The organism is Arthrobacter sp. U41, assembly GCF_001750145.1.
In the GTDB taxonomy this organism is placed as follows: Bacteria; Actinomycetota; Actinomycetes; order Actinomycetales; family Micrococcaceae; genus Arthrobacter.
Genome location: NZ_CP015732.1, coordinates 142678 through 160850, shown reverse-complemented (window position 1 = coordinate 160850; position 18173 = coordinate 142678). Strand labels below are relative to the sequence as shown.

Annotated in this window: 21 protein-coding genes; 9 read left to right on the top strand and 12 right to left on the bottom strand. The window is 64.7% G+C overall.

Translation table 11 applies throughout. The features are described 5' to 3' along the window. Positions 1–15 precede the first annotated feature (15 nt). The 3 genes from ASPU41_RS00755 to ASPU41_RS00745 all read right to left on the bottom strand — a co-directional run bounded on the left by ASPU41_RS00755 (position 16) and on the right by ASPU41_RS00745 (position 3323). Positions 16–1362: an ABC transporter substrate-binding protein gene (locus tag ASPU41_RS00755; protein ID WP_069949285.1), complete on the bottom strand. Its 1347-nt coding sequence runs from the start codon at positions 1360–1362 to the stop codon at positions 16–18. 75 nt (positions 1363–1437) lie between these two features. After that, entirely contained in the window at positions 1438–2298 is an 861-nt protein-coding gene (locus ASPU41_RS00750; RefSeq protein WP_442856259.1) for a carbohydrate ABC transporter permease, read from the bottom strand. Positions 2299–2372: 74 nt separating this feature from the next. Further along, positions 2373–3323 carry a carbohydrate ABC transporter permease gene (locus ASPU41_RS00745; RefSeq protein WP_197515721.1) on the bottom strand — a complete coding sequence of 317 codons (951 nt, stop codon included), beginning with the start codon at positions 3321–3323 and terminating at the stop codon, positions 2373–2375. 267 nt (positions 3324–3590) lie between these two features. Between ASPU41_RS00745 and ASPU41_RS00740 the strand changes: the two genes are divergently transcribed. The 8 genes from ASPU41_RS00740 to ASPU41_RS00705 all read left to right on the top strand — a co-directional run bounded on the left by ASPU41_RS00740 (position 3591) and on the right by ASPU41_RS00705 (position 8975). Then, positions 3591–4559, top strand: coding sequence for a P1 family peptidase (locus tag ASPU41_RS00740; protein WP_069949283.1), 969 nt, complete (start codon positions 3591–3593; stop codon positions 4557–4559). A gap of 177 nt (positions 4560–4736) precedes the next feature. Further along, complete coding sequence (gene infA / locus ASPU41_RS00735) at positions 4737–4958, top strand: translation initiation factor IF-1 (protein ID WP_011775571.1); 222 nt, start codon at positions 4737–4739, stop codon at positions 4956–4958. Positions 4959–5026: 68 nt separating this feature from the next. Further along, complete coding sequence (gene rpmJ, locus ASPU41_RS00730) at positions 5027–5140, top strand: 50S ribosomal protein L36 (RefSeq protein ID WP_009358722.1); 114 nt, start codon at positions 5027–5029, stop codon at positions 5138–5140. Between the two features lie 174 nt (positions 5141–5314). Further along, positions 5315–5689: a 30S ribosomal protein S13 gene (rpsM, locus tag ASPU41_RS00725; RefSeq protein ID WP_024366110.1), complete on the top strand. Its 375-nt coding sequence runs from the start codon at positions 5315–5317 to the stop codon at positions 5687–5689. A 41-nt stretch (positions 5690–5730) separates the two neighbouring features. Further along, complete coding sequence (gene rpsK / locus ASPU41_RS00720; RefSeq protein WP_018773682.1) at positions 5731–6132, top strand: 30S ribosomal protein S11; 402 nt, start codon at positions 5731–5733, stop codon at positions 6130–6132. A 132-nt stretch (positions 6133–6264) separates the two neighbouring features. Next, the gene (locus ASPU41_RS00715) at positions 6265–7275 is read left to right on the top strand and encodes a DNA-directed RNA polymerase subunit alpha (protein WP_024366109.1); all 1011 of its coding nucleotides are present in this window, start codon (positions 6265–6267) and stop codon (positions 7273–7275) included. A gap of 77 nt (positions 7276–7352) precedes the next feature. Then, positions 7353–8054: a 50S ribosomal protein L17, sunset domain variant gene (rplQ, locus tag ASPU41_RS00710; protein ID WP_069949282.1), complete on the top strand. Its 702-nt coding sequence runs from the start codon at positions 7353–7355 to the stop codon at positions 8052–8054. A gap of 30 nt (positions 8055–8084) precedes the next feature. Next, positions 8085–8975: a tRNA pseudouridine synthase A gene (locus tag ASPU41_RS00705; protein ID WP_069949281.1), complete on the top strand. Its 891-nt coding sequence runs from the start codon at positions 8085–8087 to the stop codon at positions 8973–8975. A gap of 40 nt (positions 8976–9015) precedes the next feature. Here ASPU41_RS00705 and ASPU41_RS00700 read toward each other — a convergent pair whose 3' ends face one another. Continuing rightward, positions 9016–9876 carry a sensor histidine kinase gene (locus ASPU41_RS00700; protein ID WP_231941129.1) on the bottom strand — a complete coding sequence of 287 codons (861 nt, stop codon included), beginning with the start codon at positions 9874–9876 and terminating at the stop codon, positions 9016–9018. Positions 9877–10089: 213 nt separating this feature from the next. Between ASPU41_RS00700 and ASPU41_RS00695 the strand changes: the two genes are divergently transcribed. After that, entirely contained in the window at positions 10090–10860 is a 771-nt protein-coding gene (locus tag ASPU41_RS00695; protein ID WP_069949280.1) for a response regulator transcription factor, read from the top strand. On the opposite strand, the gene ASPU41_RS00690 is transcribed toward ASPU41_RS00695, so the two are convergent. From ASPU41_RS00690 to ASPU41_RS00655, 8 genes are all read right to left on the bottom strand, one after another. Continuing rightward, positions 10857–11312 (bottom strand): Hpt domain-containing protein, encoded by a 456-nt coding sequence (locus tag ASPU41_RS00690; protein WP_157356889.1) that lies wholly within the window; start codon positions 11310–11312, stop codon positions 10857–10859. The two genes, ASPU41_RS00695 and ASPU41_RS00690, sit on opposite strands and share 4 nt — an antisense overlap. 129 nt (positions 11313–11441) lie before the next feature. Further along, entirely contained in the window at positions 11442–12326 is an 885-nt protein-coding gene (locus ASPU41_RS00685) for a type II secretion system F family protein (protein WP_069949279.1), read from the bottom strand. Positions 12327–12333: 7 nt separating this feature from the next. After that, complete coding sequence (locus tag ASPU41_RS00680) at positions 12334–13263, bottom strand: type II secretion system F family protein (RefSeq protein ID WP_069949278.1); 930 nt, start codon at positions 13261–13263, stop codon at positions 12334–12336. A 2-nt stretch (positions 13264–13265) separates the two neighbouring features. Continuing rightward, the gene (locus ASPU41_RS00675; protein WP_231941405.1) at positions 13266–14627 is read right to left on the bottom strand and encodes a CpaF family protein; all 1362 of its coding nucleotides are present in this window, start codon (positions 14625–14627) and stop codon (positions 13266–13268) included. A 137-nt stretch (positions 14628–14764) separates the two neighbouring features. Then, positions 14765–15958: an AAA family ATPase gene (locus ASPU41_RS00670; protein WP_069949276.1), complete on the bottom strand. Its 1194-nt coding sequence runs from the start codon at positions 15956–15958 to the stop codon at positions 14765–14767. Next, a complete protein-coding gene (cpaB, locus tag ASPU41_RS00665; protein ID WP_231941128.1) occupies positions 15955–16722 on the bottom strand; it encodes a Flp pilus assembly protein CpaB in 768 nt (255 codons plus the stop codon). Before cpaB ends, ASPU41_RS00670 begins: the two co-directional genes overlap by 4 nt. A gap of 43 nt (positions 16723–16765) precedes the next feature. Next, positions 16766–17803 (bottom strand): pilus assembly protein TadG-related protein, encoded by a 1038-nt coding sequence (locus ASPU41_RS00660; protein ID WP_069949275.1) that lies wholly within the window; start codon positions 17801–17803, stop codon positions 16766–16768. Further along, positions 17791–18165, bottom strand: coding sequence for a TadE/TadG family type IV pilus assembly protein (locus ASPU41_RS00655; protein WP_069949274.1), 375 nt, complete (start codon positions 18163–18165; stop codon positions 17791–17793). The genes ASPU41_RS00660 and ASPU41_RS00655 overlap by 13 nt, the downstream gene beginning before the upstream one ends. Positions 18166–18173 lie beyond the last annotated feature (8 nt).

The window sequence follows — 18173 nt, the reverse complement described above, 5'->3', positions numbered from 1 at the left end:
GAAGCCGGAGCCGCGTCAGCTCTTGAGCTTGGGCTTCACGTCCTTGTTGTAGATACCCTCCAGGGTGGCCTTGAGCGCCGTCATGGTGGCCTTGACGTCGCCCTGCTGGGTGAGGATGGCTGCGGCGGACTTCGCCATCTCCTGGTCCGCGCCCGGCAGGAACACGCGGGCGTTGTCCTGGACCCGGGTGACGGCAAGCTGGTCCATGGCGGTCTTGATCTGCGGGGTTGCGGCGAGCACGGCGGTCATGTCGGCCGAGGTGCGGGTGGGCATGTACCCGGTCGCTGCGGAGAACTGCGCGGTGTTTTCCGGTTCCGTCATGAACTTCAGGAAGGTGGCGGCCGCGAGCTGGACCTCCTTGCTGACCCCGCTGGGGATGCCCAGGCCGGCACCGCCGGTGGGGCACACCGGGCTTTCGTTCTTCGGACCTCCCGGCAGGTAGCCCACGCCCACGTTGAACGTCGCGGATTTCAGCACGCCCAGCAGCGAACCCGTGGAGGAGATCGTGGAGGAGGTGATGCCTGCGGCGAAGTCATCGGCAGCTTCCTTGGACGAGACCCCTGCCCACTTGTCCTTGAAGATGGAGTCCTGCGCCCACTGCAGTGCGGCGACGGACTCGGCGGAGTCGCAGTTGAAGGTCCACTCGTTGGACCAGCTGCCGCCCCAGCCCCACAGGTTGTTCTGTAGCGTCCAGCCGGCGTAGCCGGCCAGGGCGGGGTAGATGTAGGCGTACTGGGCGCCGGAGCTTGCCTTCAGCTTGGGCGCCCACTCGGCAAACTCCTGCCACGTCTTCGGGGCGCGGTCCGGCAGCCCGGCAGCCTTGAAGTGGTCCTTGTTGTAGTAGAACAGCGGGGTGGAGCGGCCGTAGGGGAGCGCCCACTGCTTGTCCTCGTACTGGTAATCGGCGATCAGGGACTTCTGGAAGTCATCCACCTTCACGTCCAGCTGCTTGATCAGGCTGTCGAGGGCGATGATGTTGCCGTTGGAGTAGTACCGGAACCACCAGACATCGGAGAGGACCACGAGGCCAGGAAGGCCGGACTTCGCGGCCTGCGAGGTCTGGAACTTCTGGGCGATTTCCTCATAGTTGGCCCCGGCGGTGACCAGGTTGACCTTGATCTCGGGGAACTTGGCATGGAACTGCTCGATGATGGCCTTCTCCACGTCCTGGGACTTGCCCGGGTGGTTGGACCAAAAATCGATTGAGGCTGCGGGCTTTACCCCGCTGAAATCGATGTCGGCGGCGCTGGTGGCAGGCGTGGTGCCTCCGGTGGACGGGCCCCCGCAGGCAGCCAGTGCGGCGGCACCTGCCCCGGCGCCTGCCAGTCCCAGGAAATGCCGGCGGTCAAGATTCGATGCCATGGTGGATCCTCTCGATGATGCTGACTCGTTGATTGGTGATGATTGTGTAAAGGGGGGAGTGCGCCGGGGGCGGCGTCACCCGGTGACGCTGCCCTGGGTCAGGCCGGCCACGATGTAGCGCTGCAGCGCCGCGAAGACCAGCAGGATGGGCACGATCACGAGCACGGCCCCGGCCATCAGGATGCCCCAGCCGGAGCCGTTGCCCTCGGAGTTCTGCAGCAGCGTCAGGCCCACCGGCAGCGTCATCGTTTCGGGACGGTCCGTGATGATGAGCGGCCAGATGTAGTCATTCCATTCGCTCACGACGACGACGAGCGCCACCGTGGCGATCGAGGGCCCGGATACCGGTGCCACGATCTGCCAGAGGCGGCGCCAGTGACCGGCGCCGTCGATCTCGGCGGATTCCAGGATGGAAGCGGGAAGCGTCATGAAGTGCTGGCGCAGCAGGAAGGTGCCGAACGCCGTGCCCAGGCCCGGGAGGATGATGCCCCACAGGGTGTTCTTGCCGCCCATGCCCGCGATCAGGATGTAGTTGGGCAGGATGGACACCTGCGGCGGGACCATCAGGGCCACGAGGATCAGCACGAAGATGACGTTCTTGTAAGGGAACCGGACAAACACGAGGGCGTACGCGGTCAGGATGGCCAGCAGGACCTTGATGGTGGCGCCCACGCCGGTGACGATCAGGCTGTTCACGAAGAACTGAGCGAACGGCACCGTCGTCATGGCGATGTTGTAGTTCTCGAAGTTCAGGCTTTTGGGCAGGATCTGCAGGTCCATCGTGATGATTTCACCGGGCAGCTTGAATGAGCTCAGCACCATCCACAACAGGGGCAGGAACACCACAAGGGTGGCCAGGATCAGCGGAAGGTAGCCGCCGGCAACCGTCTGGGCCAGGTTTGCCCGGGAGAACGGCTTGTGGCGCTGCAGCGGAATCTCGGGGCCTGCGGCCGGACCGGAAGCAGGGCCGGCGTTGTCCGCGGGGTCCGGGCTGACGGGCGACAATGTGCTCACGAGTAGTGCACCTTCCGTTCGACGAACCGCAGCTGCAGCACGGTAATGATGAGCAGGATGGCGAACAGAATCACCGAAATGGCGGCCGAGTAGCCTGCCCGGTTGAAGGCCCCAAACGCCTGGAGATAGGCCTCGTAGATCAGCGTGCTGGTGCCGTTGCCCAGCGGGGTCATGATCCGGATCAGGTCGAAGGCCTGCAGCGAGCTCAGCATGGTGGTGATGAGCAGGAAGAACGTGGTGGGGGAGAGCAACGGCAGGGACATGCTCAGGAAGCGCCGGAAGCCGTTGGCGCCGTCCAGCGACGCTGCCTCCATGACATCCTGAGGCAGCGACTGCAACCCGGCCAGATAGACGACGGCGCAGTAGCCCAGGTTCTTCCAGACGTAGACGATGATGACCATGACCAGGGACAGCTGCGGATCGTTGATCCACTGCGGACTCTGCTGGCCGATACCGCGCAGCAGCCAGGACAGGACGCCGTAGCCCGGATCGAAGATGAACAGCCAGACGAGCCCGACGCCGACCCCGCTCAGGACGTACGGGGCGAAGACGGCGGAGCGTGCGAAGGTCGTGCCGCGGATCCTGGAGTTCAGCGCGAGGGCCACCAGCAGGCCCAGCAGCATCGAGCCGCCCACCGTGACCAAGGTGAAAACGGCCGTGGTGCCCAGGACCTTGGAGGCGTCCGCACTCGTGAAGAAGGTGACGTAGTTGTCGAGGCCCACCACCGTGGCCGAGGCCGAGCCCAGGGTCCAGTCCAGGGTGGAGTAATAGATGTTGTTGAAGAGCGGGAGGTAGGTGAAGACCGCAATCAGCAAAAGGTTGGGCAGGGCCAGCGCCAGGAAGACAAAGAAATCCCGGCGGGTTCTGGCGGACCAGCGGGCGCGCGGCGTCGGGGCCGGTTTGGCCTCGACGGTGGCGCGGGGCCGGTCGGTCAATTGTCGCGTCATTCGGGTCGCTAACGGTTCCAGGGCCTGCCAGCGGCAGGCGGGTGGGCGGGATACCTTGCTATCACTTCACCACATGGTTGGTGGGCGGAACCCCCGCACAAGACCCCAGAAGAGCATTGTTGTCCAAGGCTTCGTCGCCTATTAACGCTGTGTTGCCAGCAGTATTACACAGCGCCCGTCCGGAACACGGACATTCTCAAGGAATTCTTCAAATCGTTGGAGAGGCGATTGGGGCAGCGGCCATGCGCCGGAGCGCACAATAGAGCCATGACAGCGATAACTGACGTGCCGGGATTGAGAGTCGGCCACGCGGGCAGGACCGGCGACGGCTGGCTGAGCGGCGTGACGGTGGTGCTGCCTCCCATCGGGACGGTGGGCTCCGTCGATGTCCGGGGTGGCGGCCCCGGGACGCACGAGACCGACGCCCTCGACCCCACGACGCTGACCCGAACCGTCGACGCCGTCGTGCTCACCGGGGGAAGCGCCTTCGGCCTCGCCGCAGCCCACGGCGCCCAGCGCTGGTGCGAGGAGAACGGCAGGGGGTTCGCGGTTGCCGGCGGCGTGGTGCCCATCGTGCCGGCAGCGGCGATCTTCGACCTGGGCCGCGGCGGGGACTTCGCCGCCCGGCCGGACGCGGCCATGGGCTATGCGGCCACCGCGGACGCCGCCGTCCGCCCCATCACGCACGACGTCGAACGCGGCAACGTCGGCGCCGGCACCGGAGCCCTCATAGGCCGTGGCAAATACAAGGGCGGAGTAGGCACAGCCTCGATCACCCTGGAGAACGGGGTCGTGGTAGGGGCGCTGGCCGTCGTTAATGCGCTGGGACTTCCATTTGGCACGCCACCGGCTTCGGCCCCTGCGGCGGAAGCCGGGAACGGCTCGGTTGGCGCGGCAGCGCCGCCGTCGCCACCCACGCTGAACACCACCCTCGTCGTCGTCGCAACCAACGCCGTGCTGGACAAGGCCGAATGCAAGCGCACGGCGTCGGCCGCCCATGCCGGGCTGGCCCGTGCGCTGAATCCCAGCCACACCCTGGCGGACGGGGACACGGTGTTCTGCCTCGCCACCGGAGCCCTCGCGCTGGACCGCAGCAGCGAGACCGCCCGGCAGATGAGCCTCATCACCCTGCAAAGTGCGGCAGCCGACGTCGTGCGGCTGGCCATCCTCGACGGGATCACCTGCGCGGAGGCCGTGAGCACGCCGGCGGGCGAATTTGGTGCATACGGCGGCTGAGTGCGCTACGCTTACTGGATTTAACATTCGGCCCGCAATGGCGTAGTGTTGTCTGTTGGTTGTCTGCCCTGTTGTGCCCTTTTGGGGCCGGGAGGCATCAGCCAATCAATCAAAAACGTCCGCGGTGATTTTCGGTGCAAACCGAAGGGCTGCGGCAAACAACAGTTAGCGGAGGGTATGGCCAAGAAGGACGGGGTCATTGAGATCGAGGGCGTTGTGACTGAGGCGCTGCCCAACGCGATGTTTCGCGTTGAGCTCACCAACAAGCACGTCGTTCTGGCACACATCTCAGGAAAGATGCGCCAGCACTACATCAGGATTCTCCCTGAGGACCGGGTAGTGGTGGAGCTGAGCCCGTACGACCTGACACGTGGTCGTATCGTCTACCGCTACAAGTAAACACTGGGCGGCCAGAGCAATAGCCGAAGGCCGGTCCAGCTGACCACTGCAACACGCAAAGGAACGCCATGAAGGTCAAGCCGAGCGTCAAGCAGATCTGCGAAAAGTGCAAAGTGATCCGCCGTAATGGCCGGGTCATGGTGATCTGCGAGAACCCGCGCCACAAGCAGCGCCAGGGCTAATTTCCCCTTCGGGAAATCCTGGGTTGCTAACCCACGCAAGTAAATAAAAGGCAGCACAAGCTGATTTGGGACATATGGGCCCGTACAGCTAACCCCCGGTCGGAGGCTGGGGCCGCACGGATTGTGCGGGTGTACTGCCTACGACCTCCGGTTTATTCAAGGAGCACTGCCTCTATGGCTCGTCTCGCTGGCGTAGACATTCCCCGCGAAAAGCGGTTGGAAATTGCGCTTACTTACATCTACGGCGTGGGCAAGACCCGTGCACACGAAACCCTGGCTGCCACCGGCATCAGCGCGGACGTTCGGGTCAAGGACCTGTCCGACGCCGAGCTCGTCCAGCTGCGTGATTACATTGAGGGCAACTACAAGGTTGAGGGTGACCTTCGCCGCGAAGTAGCAGCAGATATCCGCCGCAAGGTTGAAATCGGCAGCTACGAAGGTATTCGCCACCGCAAGGGCCTGCCAGTGCGCGGACAGCGTACGAAGACGAACGCACGTACCCGCAAGGGTCCGAAGCGCACCGTTGCAGGCAAGAAGAAGACGCGCTAAACCGCTCGTCTTCCCCCCGATAACTTTCTGTAGGAGAAAAAATGCCCCCGAAGACTCGTGGCGCGGTTCGCAAGCCGCGTAAGAAGGACAAAAAGAACATCGCGCTTGGCCAGGCGCACATCAAGAGCACCTTTAACAACACCATCGTTTCCATCACGGATCCGAATGGCGCTGTCATCTCCTGGGCTTCATCCGGTGAGGTTGGCTTCAAGGGCTCACGTAAGTCCACCCCGTTCGCAGCCCAGATGGCCGCCGAAGCCGCCGCAAAGCGTGCGCAGGAGCACGGTATGCGCAAGGTTGACGTATTCGTCAAGGGCCCGGGTTCGGGACGCGAAACGGCTATCCGTTCGCTGCAGGCCGCTGGCCTTGAGGTTGGGTCCATCCAGGATGTAACCCCCAGCGCCCACAACGGCTGCCGTCCGCCGAAGCGCCGCCGCGTCTAAGGCTTTCCAACGCACCGTGCTTGCCCGGACCCTCACAGGTCCGGGCAAGCGCAGCCGCGTTAAGTCTTCAGACCGATCTTTCCACCACCTGTGTTGCGTCATATAGCGGATGCTCGCCGAAAGGAAACCTAAGTGCTCATTGCACAGCGCCCCACCCTCTCCGAAGAGGTCGTCTCCGATAACCGCTCCCGTTTCATCATTGAACCGCTGGAGCCCGGTTTCGGTTACACGCTCGGAAACTCACTCCGCCGTACCCTGCTCTCCTCCATCCCCGGTGCCTCTGTCACGAGCATCCGGATCGATGGCGTGCTGCACGAGTTCACCACGGTTCCGGGTGTCAAGGAAGATGTCACCGAGATCATCCTGAACATCAAGAACCTGTCGGTTTCCTCCGAGCACGATGAGCCGGTTGTTGCTTACCTGCGCAAGCAGGGCCCGGGAGTCGTCACCGCCGCGGACATCGCTCCGCCGGCCGGCGTCGAATTCCACAACCCGGATCTGCACATTGCCACGCTGAACTCGAAGGGCAAGTTCGAACTCGAACTGACCATCGAGCGCGGCCGCGGCTACGTTTCGGCAGCTCAGAACAAGTCCGGCGACTCCGAGATCGGCCGCATCCCGGTCGACTCGATCTACTCGCCGGTCCTGAAGGTTACTTTCCGCGTGGAAGCTACCCGTGTTGAGCAGCGCACTGACTTCGACAAGCTCATTGTCGACGTCGAGACCAAGCAGGCCATCGCCCCGCGCGATGCCGTTGCTTCGGCAGGTACCACCCTGGTGGAACTGTTCGGTCTGGCCCGCGAGCTGAACACCGCAGCTGAAGGTATCGAGATTGGCCCGTCGCCGACGGATGCTGCCCTGGCAGCAGACATGGCCCTGCCGATCGAGGATCTGGACCTCACCGTCCGTTCCTACAACTGCCTCAAGCGTGAGGGCATCCACACCGTGGGTGAACTCGTGGCCCGCTCCGAGGCCGACCTCATGGACATCCGTAACTTCGGTGCGAAGTCCATCGATGAGGTCAAGGCAAAGCTGGTTGAACTGGGCCTGTCCCTCAAGGACTCGCCTCCCGGTTTTGACCTCGCAGCACGCGCCGCAGCAATTGAAGAGGACGACGCCGCTTTCAGCGACGACGAGCTCTAACAAACAGATCTTGGCCTGCCGGCTGGATGCACCACGGTGTGCGCAGCCCAACGGCTTCCATATGAGGAGAAACTATTATGCCTACCCCCGCTAAGGGTCCGCGCCTCGGAGGCGGAGCAAGTCACGAGCGCCTTATGCTCGCGAACCTGTCCGCCGCACTGTTCGAGCACAAGCGGATCACCACCACGGTGACCAAGGCCAAGCGGCTGAAGCCGTACGCCGAGCGCCTGGTCACTTTCGCCAAGCGTGGCGACCTGGCTTCCCGCCGCCGTGTACTCGGCCTGATCAGCGACAAGGGCATCGTGCACGAGCTGTTCACCGACATTGCACAGGCAGTGGAGAACCGCAATGGCGGCTACACCCGCATCACCAAGATCGGCAACCGCAAGGGCGACAACGCTCCCATGGCTGTCATCGAACTGGTTCTCGAGCCGGTTTCCGCCAAGCAGGCAGTTGTAGCCGAGGCTACCTCCGCCGCAAAGCGCGATGCTGACAAGGCTGCTCCGGCCGCCGAGGAAGCTCCCGCCGAGGCCGAGGTTGTGGAGACCGAGGCTGCTGAGTCCAAGTACGCCGGCTCCAAGCCTGCTGTTGCCGGCGAAGCTGCTCCTGAGGGCTTCGCTGTCAAGGGCAACGAGGACTCCATGAAGTTCCACGTTCCGGGATCCCGCTGGTACGACAGCACGACTGCTGAGGTCTGGTTCGACTCCGCAGAGTCGGCAGCTGCTGCCGGCTTCGCCCCTGCCGGCGGCGACGCTGCGCAGGCTGGCGACGCCGAGTAGTCTGCCCTTTTCGGCAGTAGACTTGACGTTATGAACGACCAGAAACCCGCTGCCCCCGTTAGAGGGGGCGGCGGGTTTTTGCGTGTCCGGCTTGATCTTGCGTACGACGGCGGACCCTTCAGCGGGTGGGCCGTCCAGCCCGGGCGGCGTACCGTCCAAGGCACCCTGGAAGAGGCCATCGCGTTGCTCATCCGCAGGCCCATCAGGGTCACGGTCGCCGGGCGGACCGACGCAGGCGTGCACGCCCGCGGACAGGTGGTGCACGTCGACTTCAGCGAAACGGAGTGGCTGGGCCTCAACCGCGGCGTGGAGCTGGATCCCGCCGTCGCGCTGCTGCGGCGGCTTCGCGGCGCCCTGAGCCGGGGTCTCGGGGATCTGACCGGGGCCATCGAGGTCCACAAGGTCACCATCGCCCCCGAGGGCTTCGACGCGCGGTTCGCCGCGCTCTGGCGCCGGTACAGCTACCGGATCGCGGACGGACCTGCCCGCTGGGACCCGCTGGGCCGGACGGCCACGCTGTGGCATCAGGAACAGCTCGACGTCGGGCTCCTCAACGAAGGCGCCTCGCAGCTGCTGGGACTCCAGGATTTCCGGTCCTACTGCAAGCCGCGTGAGGGCGCTACGACCATCCGGGAGCTGCAGCGGTTCGAGTTTGCCCGCGGCGCCGACGGGGTTATCGTGGCCACGGTCCAGGCGGATGCGTTCTGCCACAACATGGTGCGATCGCTTGTGGGATCGGCGCTGTATGTGGGGGCCGGCATCGAGGAGCCCGGCTGGCTCTATCGGCGGCTGCTTGACCGCCAGCGTGATGCGAAGTCAGTGCTCGCCGCCCCGCACCCGCTGGTGCTGGAAGAAGTGGCCTACCCTTCGGCCTGCGGGATGCTGGCCAGGGCCGAGCTGACGCGCGCCACGCGCCAGTAGGGCGCCCAGGCGCGCCAGAACGCCCGACAGCCGCACCGCGCTAGAGGGCCGGCTCGGTGGGCAGCTCCACTGTGAAGGTGCTGCCGCAGCCAGGCAATGTGCGGCAGGAAATGGAGCCGCCGTGCCGTTCGATGATTGCCTTGGTGATGGACAGGCCCAGGCCCGCGCCGGGTATCGAGCCTTCGCGGGCCGCGGGGCTTCGGAAGAATCGGGTGAAGACCTGCTCGGCGTCGGCGGCTGTCATTCCCATTCCGTCATCCTCCACGTGCAAAAGCACCCGGCCCCCCGTCTTGCTGGCGGAGACGTGGACGGTGCCGCCGTCGGGTGAATACTTGATGGCATTGGAGAGCAGGTTGTCGACGGCCTGGCTGATCCGCAGGGGATCCACGTCGGCCCAGAGCGGGGCCGGAACGTCCATGGAGAGCGAGACCCGTGATGCCTGGGCGTGGGCCTGGGCCGAGCCGAGGCTGGCTTCGACAAGGGTGGCCAGGTCCGTCCGGCATGGGTGGACGTGCAGTGTTGAGTCGGCGGACACCATCAGGTCCGAGACCAGCGCCAGCAACCGTTCAGCGTTTCGTTGCGCGACTTCGATCCGGCGCACGGCAGCGGGGGAGAGTTCCGCCGATTCGCCGAGGACCAGGTCCAGGTTGCCAATGATCGACGTCAGCGGCGTGCGGAACTCGTGTGAGACGGTCGAGACGAGGTTTTCCTTGGCCGTCAGGGCATCGAGCGCCCCGGTTATCTCGTCGCTGAGCCGGCGTTCGCGGTCGCGGCTGTCCTCAAGGAGCGCATGGAGCTCGGCTTCCCGGCACCCGGTCAGCCGGGATAGGACCCGGTGCACCCGCCGCGGAAATCCCGCCAGGTAAGCCTCCGGGTCCCGGACCTGTTGCTGTCTACTCAATGAAGCCGTGCCCCTTCCTCGCTGCTTCCATTTAACAACTTTGGTCATGCCAGCTTGACACAGGATGAATATTTATGGCCATGACTGTGCCAAAACAGTTAATAGCGCGCTGACGTGGGTATTCTGACAATACTCGCGCACTAATTGAACGCGCGGAGTACCGACGCGGCCGCTATGGGGGTGGATGCCGCAGCATCAGATGTGAGGGGGGCCATGACTGACCTTGGAGTCGCAGTCGTCGTAGAGGATGACGAGGACATACGCCATCTCGTCGAAGCCGTGCTGAGCCAGGCGGGGTTTGACGTCCACGGCGCCTCAAGCGGGCGTGAGGGGGTCGAGGTGGTGCGGAGCCAGAAGGCCGACATCGTCACCCTGGACGTTGGCCTCCACGATATCGACGGCTTTGAAGTCCTGCGCCGGATCCGGCAGTTCAGCGACGCCTATGTGGTCATGCTGACCGCCAGGACGGATGAGCTGGACACCCTCACCGCATTGCATACCGGGGCGGACGATTTCATGACGAAACCTTTCCGCCCGCGTGAACTCCGCGCCCGTGTGGCGGCGATGATGCGCAGGCCCAGGCAGGACGCCGCCGATGGCGAGTCCCCAAAGTCGAAAGCTGCGGCATCGGCGGCTCTGGTGCTGCCCCAGGACTCGGCGTTTCGGCACAACGGCCTGGTGCTGAACCCGCACACCCGGTCAGTCACCCTGGATGGCGTCCCAGCCAGCCTGACCCGCAGCGAATTCGATCTTCTGCACGCCCTGCTCAAGGGGGCCGGTGCGGTCCGGTCGAAGGTCGATCTGGTCCGGGTGGTGCGCGGTGATCATTACGGTGCCAACGCGTATATCAGCGAGTCAGACGAGCGCGCTGTCGAAGTCCACATCGGCAATCTGCGGCGCAAGCTGCGGGAGGACCCGCTGCAGCCGCGATGGCTCCAGACGGTCCGCGGGGTGGGATACCGGCTCGCGCCGGCCTTGGACTAGCTGTCCCCGAAATTGAGCTGGAGTTCGTCCACTGTTTCGTTTCCACTCTCGGCAACTTCCTGCAGGAGGAACCGCGCGCGGTTGGCGTCGCGGACGCGGATGGCCTCCTCGAGTTCCCGGGCGAGCTCGGCCAGGCGGACCCCGCCAACCATCGCGGAGGATGTCTTTAGGCTCAGGACCGCGTCCAGTGCCGCGGCCTCGTCCCCGCTCTGAAGCGATGTCTCGAGCGATTGGTACCGCCGGTCCCACATGTTGGTGTAATCCCTTGCGAATCCCTCGGCCACGGCAGGGCTGTCCAGCTGTGATCCGAGATCCTGGAGGGCGGCGGGGTCCACGAGCGGGGGCGGGGTGTCTTGGGCCGCCGCTGGGGCCAGACCCGCACCGCAGGTGGAGGTTCCGGCGGAGGAGCCACTGTTTGCGTCGCCGTCGTCTGGAGCGCCTTGGAAGGACATGCGTCCACGGTACTGCCTGGTCCGGCGGATGCTCCCCACCCCGGCGTTTCCTGTGGTAAATCTGCGGCTTTCCGGGCGCATTCCTGAGTTCTGCCCCGAGGCTCCGCCGGACCGGCAGTCACCGTGCAGCTACTGGCCGCTGAACGTGTCGATCGCGTTGATGACGGCAGGGCCAAGGATGGCGATGAAGAGCACCGGGAAGATGAAAAAGAGCAGCGGGAACAGGATCATGACCGGGAGCTTCATGGCCTTTTCCTCGGCCCGCTGCCGCCGCTTGACCCGCATGACCTTGGCCTGGATCCGGAGTACCCGGCTGATGGCGATGCCGTAGGTATCCGCCTGGACAACAGCCTGGACAAAGCTGCGCAGTTCAGGGATGCTGGTCCGCTCCGCGAGAGCCAGGTAAGACTCGCGGCGGCTCCTGCCGACCTGCATGTCCTGCAGCGTCCGGACGAGTTCCTCGGCGAGCGGGCCCTTGCCGTTCTCCCCGGCGCGGGCCATGGCTCCTTCGAAGCCCAGGCCGGCCTCCACGGAGATGAGCATCTGGTCGAGGGTGTTGGCCAATTCCAGTTGCATGGCCGTCTGCCGCTCCTGCCCCTTGCTGTAGAGCATCAGATCGGGGATGAAGTACCCCAGCAGGACCACAAAAAGGCCCACCGCCTTGATAAGGGGCGTGGCACCCGTCGCGCTGATGTACCAACCCAGCAGTGCGCCGGCCAGCCCCAGCAGGGGCTTGGCCGCCAGCACGCGTCCGAGGGGAAGGGATGTGGGGCGGCCAGCCAGGGACAGCATCTTGTCGAGTTTGCGGACGTATCCGGCCGGGGTCAGGCGGTAACCGACCCGTTCCAGCAGCGAGCTCCTTTGAGCCTCTTCGAACTCAGCGGTCTCCGTGCCTGCTGCGAGCAGACCCCGGATGGCCTGGTGGGACTTCCTGTCGACGGAGAGCGCTGACCAGGCGAGATACCCGAGCGGCAGGGAGACCAGGAGCAAAGCGAGCAGTACCGAGGGGTCCATGGGTGCCTCAGAACTTCAGGTCGATGATTTTGCGCATCCACAGACCGCCGATGGTCATCATGACGAAGGACGCCCCAATCATGACCCAACCGAGCATGTGGGTGACCATGGCGTCCATATAGCCCGGATTGGCCACCATCAGCATCGCGACGATGCCGAACGGCATAGCCATCAGGATATAGGCGGAGAACTTTCCCTCGGCCGCCAGGGACTTGATCTGTCCCTTGATTTCACTGCGTTCGCGGATCGTTTCACCCACCTGGTCCAGGACTTCGGCGAGGTTGCCGCCCACTTCCCGGTTGATCTGGATGGCCTGGGCGATCCAGACAAAATCATCGCTGCGCATCCGGTCGGCTGTGTCGGTGAGGGAGGACTGCAGGTCCCGGCCGAGGCTCGTTTCGGTGATGACCCGGCGCATCTCTTCCGCAGTGGGACTTTGCGATTCGGCCGCGGCCGCGTCAATCGCTCGCAGGATGCTGTGGCCTGCCCTCAGGCCGCCGGAGAGTAGCTGGAGTGTGTCACCGAGTTGCTGGTCAAACACGACACGGCGTTTGCCAGTGAGGTAGACGATCACGAGGTGCCCCGCGAACGGTGCCAATAGGACGAACATGATTGCCAGCAACGGGCCCGCCACGACGAAGCCTGCCAACGCGCCGACGAAGGCGCCGGCCAGGACCAGCACAAAGAAGTCGGACTGGCCCATCCGCAGACCTGCGTTTTCGAGTGCCTCCCTGCTGAAGAGCTGCACTTTTCGCTGTGCGAAGTATCCGTCGACGAGGTTGACCGCCGAGCCGGCGAACCGGGTCAGCTGCGAGTCCGGTTGGTTCTGGACGGGCTGGCGCCGGTCCATCGGCACCCGTGCCCTCCGCGGAGCGAGCACTACGAGACCGAGGAGGAACAGGGCAGCCGAGAACAGGCCAACGCCAATGGGCAGCATCGTCACGGCTGGTTCAACTGCCTTCCGGCTGGCGCCAACGGAGCGGCGAACACGCTGGGTGAGACGTGGATGCCAAAATCCTCGAAGCGGTCGATGAACCGGGGGCGGATGCCGGTCGGGACCGGTTTGCCCAGGAACCGGCCGTGGGCGTCCACGCCGGCGGAGTAGTCGAAGACGAAGGCGTCCTGCAGGGTGACGATGTCCCCTTCCATGCCCTGCACCTCCGTTACGTGGGTGATGCGGCGGGTGCCGTCGCGCAGTCGGGAGATCTGAATGATCAGGTTGACGGCGGAGGCGATCTGCTCGCGGATGGCGCGGAGCGGCAGGTCCATTCCGGCCATCAGGACCAGGGTCTCCAGGCGGGCGACGGCGTCCCGGGGCGAGTTTGAGTGCACCGTGGACAGTGAGCCGTCATGGCCGGTGTTCATGGCCTGGAGCATGTCCAGCGACTCCCCGCCACGAACCTCACCAACCACTATCCGGTCCGGGCGCATACGAAGGGAGTTCCGCAGGAGCTCACGGATGGTGACCTCGCCTTTGCCTTCGGTATTCGGCGGGCGGCTTTCCAGCCGTACGACGTGGCGCTGCTGGATTTGGAGTTCGACGGCGTCCTCGATCGTCACGATGCGCTCGTCGTGGGGCAGGAACGATGAAAGAACGTTCAACAGGGTGGTCTTGCCGGTGCCGGTGCCGCCCGAGACGATGATATTGAGCTTTGCCTTCACACAGGCGTTGAGGAGCTCCGCCATCTCAGGGGTCAGGGTGCCGAACTCGATGAGATTTTGGACCGTGAGGGGTACTTTGCTGAATTTTCGGATTGTCAGGGAGGAGCCGCCCACCGCAAGCGGCGGTATGACGGCGTTTACGCGGGAGCCGTCCTCGAGGCGTGCATCCACCAGCGGGGATGACTCATCGATGCGGCGTCCCACCTTCGAGACAATGCGCTCGATCACCTTGCGTAGGTGCTCTTCGGAACTGAACCGGGATTCGGTGAGCGTGAGCTTGCCGTGACGCTCAACGTAGATCTGGTCCATGCCGTTGACCATGATTTCAGTAACTGCGGAATCATCGAGCAGGCGCTGCAACGGTCCGTACCCCAGCACATCGTCCGCCACGTCCTGGACCAGCCGGAGCCGTTCCTCTCCGGACAGCGGGACCTGTTCGGCGTCGATGATGCGGGTGAGTTCCTCCCGTGCCGAGGAGCGCAGATCGTCTTCCTTGACGGCGGAATCACTAAAGCGCGCGCCCATCCGCTCGAACAGGGCGGTGGCGGCGCGTTGTTTGAGGGCAGCGAAGACATCCACAGGCTGCTGGCCAAAAGACCGGGGCCCATCAGTTTGCTCTTCGAAAGTGGGGGCTGCGATTGGCGTGCGCGGCCTTTCGACAGCGGGAGCCTTGAGCCTTTGGGGAGGCGCGGCGCGGGCGGCTGGAGCGGGCTCGGGAGCGGGCCTGGGCGCGGCAGCGGACCCGCCCTCAGCGGCGGCGAGACGGTCAGAGAGCTTCACTGGACCACAACCCTGCGGTGCAGTTTCTTTTTTGCCCTGGCCCGCCACGCAGGATCGAAGCGTTCAACCAGCTGCCGCAGTCCTTTGACGGCCGGATCCTTGCGACCCTCCTGGAGCACCGGTATGCCCCGGTTCGTGGACAACGCCACAGCCTTGGATCGCGGAATGCTCACGTCAACGGGCGCACCGATGGTGGCTTCGACATCCTGAACGGCGAGTCCGGATGCGGAATCGGCCAGATTCAGCACAACATGGCGCGTCTCCGGCTGGAGGTCCAGGCGCCGAAGGATTTCGAGGCCGGACCTCAGCCCGCGGATGCTGGGAACATCCATGGCAGTGACCCAGACAATGTCGGTGCACTGCTCCATGGCAGCCAAGCCCACCTCCGGTAACCCCGGGGCCGTGTCCACGATGACGTACTGGAACTGTTGCGCGAGCTGCCCGAGCAGGCGCGTCACCTGTTCAGGTGTGATGTTGTCCGCTTCTTCGGGGCTTCTGGGCGCGCAGAGCGCATAGATATTGCCGGGGTGCACGGTCAGGAACGCCTTCAGGACCAGGGAATCGTTGCTCGCGGCGGGGGAGACTGCGTCGGTCACGGTGTGCTCCGGGTGGAGGTACAACCCGGAGGCGACGTCGCCGAACTGCAGGTCCAGATCCACGATCACAACGCTCATGGGGGCCACCTGTCCCAGCCCGATGGCGATGTTGGTGGCAATGGTGGTTTTGCCGACTCCGCCTTTAGGCGAAAAGACGCCGATCACCAGACCCTTCGGGGCGTCCGGGGGTTGAACGGCCGCAGACCTGTTCTTGCTGGCAAAGGACTGGCAGGCCCGTTCCAGCATGACCCGGATCTGGGCAGCATCGGCGTGAGGGCTGAGAATGTCCCGGATGCCGGCGCGCATGGCCAACAGCAGGAAATCGGGGTCCGGTTCGCCCACCAGGATGACGCTGAGCTCGGATAGCTGAACGTCAAAGATCGTGGCCAAGCGCAGGGCGTCGTCGACGGGCACATCCGGTCCAAGAATCAGGACCTCGGGACGCTGCTGGTCAAGCTTCGCGAACAACTCTTCGGGATCGGCAGGATTGACGAAGGCGAAGGTCTGCAGGCCCCCCGGCAGGCTTCCGGCCAGAGCCAGGCCTACCCGGGACTGGAAGTCTGCATTGGGCGTGATCAGGACAAAACGGCTCATTTGTAGACCTCCGGTTTCGTCATGATTCCAGGGCGGCCGCTGTCCGTTGCATTGAGCGGCTCCTTGCTGAGCCAGAGTGTGCCGAATTCGGAGCCGTAGACGATTCTGGTGGCGTCCACGTCGTTCACGGCGACCGTCAACAGCAGCGATCCGGTGGGCAGGGACGTATCCTCGACCGGGGCCGCCGAGCCGCTGTCGGTGGGTTCGGGAGAAGGGGCGGCGCTGGGAGCCCGCTGCACCGACGTCACCAGGACCTTGTGGAGGGTCAGCTGCGTCGTCTCTTTGTCCGGCTTGGCCTCGATGCCGCCATTTTTCAACGAGATGAAGATGCCGATGTGGTCCCCGGCCGTGAGCCGTCCGCCGACAACGCGCTGGGGGTCCAGCTGGAAGGAGATCTCCTGAAGCCCCTCCGGCACCTGCACGGATCCGCTGGACTGCAAGGCTTCCGGTGCGGTGAGTCGTTCCGCGACGAGTTGCTCACCCGGAAGCAGTTCGACGGCGGTGACCTTGCCGGCATGGCCGTCGAGGCTATGCAGCGCCGATGTGGCCACGGCAGTGCCTGGGAGTTTCTGGGCAGTCAGGAAAGGCAGGAGGCTTTCCACTGCGGTGCCGGCCGGTACGGGCTTCGCCACCACAAGGACCTCCACAGGCTCCAGGGCCTTGACCGCACGCTCGTCCGCACCGCTGGCGTAAGACATCACGAGGATGGCTCCGACGAGGGCCAGGACCACGGCGGCGATCCCGGCCAATAAGCGTGACTTCAAAGACTGCTCCTGTGCTGGTTAACGAATCTGTGGTGCTGGGGAATCATTGTGTGAGCCGGACAATGGTGGCGCCGTTGGGGTCGACAGGCCCGAGACTGAAGCCGTGGGCCAGGGACACATACTTGATGAAGCCCCCAATAATGCCCCTGCAGTTGCCATCACACGCCACGGCCGCGGGGACATCGGGGGACGTGTTGTGGAACGCGGTGGGAAGGCTGTTTACACCGCTAAACTTCCAGCCCGCGACCTTGTATGCCGCAAACGAGGTCAGTCCGTAGACAGAGCCGGCACCCGTGCCTGTCACAGTGTTGAAGACCGGCAGCAGGACCACGACCTCCCGGCCCGCGGAGATGTCGTTCGCCCAGCTCTGCAGCGTGGCGTCGCAGGCGCCGGGCGAACTGTTGCCAGGATCGCTGCCGCCTTCGCTTACCGCGAGGTCGATCAGTCCGCCGCAGATGCCGGGATCATTGGGGAGCCAACCGAAGCCGCCCGCGACAGTGGCCCCGGAGGGTCCATAGTTGCAGCCGGGGTTGGCGCCGCTTCCGTGGTTCTGCAGCAACTGCAGGCCGCCATCGACATGTCCCTGGACCTGGCAGATCGAAAAGGCGAGGGGGAACGCCGTCGTCCCGGCAGCAGGGCTGCCCCATTGCGCTGTTGACGACGCATTCACTTCCGCGGCGCTGAAGCCCAGCGCGCGGGCAAAGAACAGCGAAACGTGGTTAGGCTCCCGTCCCGCCTCCTGGGCACCGGCTGTGACCGTGACAGTGCGTGCCGTCTTGTCCAGGAGAAGGGACTTTACATTGCTCATTCCATCGCCGGCGTTGTTGTTTGCGAGGTCTCGTGCCAGCGCGGAAGTGGCAGCGCAGTCGGCATCGTTGACATTGCGGGCGCATTTCTGGGCGGTGGCCAGGGCCGCAGCATCCGCGCCGTTGCGGAGCTGGGTCCGTTCGGCGTGGAGCATCCCGACATCGACGGCGAGGGCGGCGAACCCCAGCAGCGCTACCATAAGAACGGCGACCATGACGCTGATGGCTCCGCGCTCGCGGTCCCTGGGCGGGATAAGGCCAGCTAGCCGCCGCATAACATCACCCCTTGGCCCTCCAGCGGGAACGGCCCCGCGATGCGGGTTATGGTCGAGAGGGTGTAGGTGATCTTGAAGGTCACTTGCGCGCCCGCGGTGCAGTTCGCCGGGCTGATGGTGATGTTGGCTTCGCTCAGCGCGGGTTGCAGCCCTGCGGCCGCATTTTTGGCGGCGGTGCGGGCAGCGGTGGGGTTGTTGCCGATTGCCATGACCCGAACGCCTTCGCGGGCGGCACTTGAAAGAGAGATTTGCGTGTTGTAAGCGCGGCCGAATTCCACGATGCCGAGCAGCAGCATGATCAGGACCGGCGCCAGGAGCGCGAACTCAACGGCAACGGCACCGCGCTCCGAACGCTCACGCATGCGCGGGG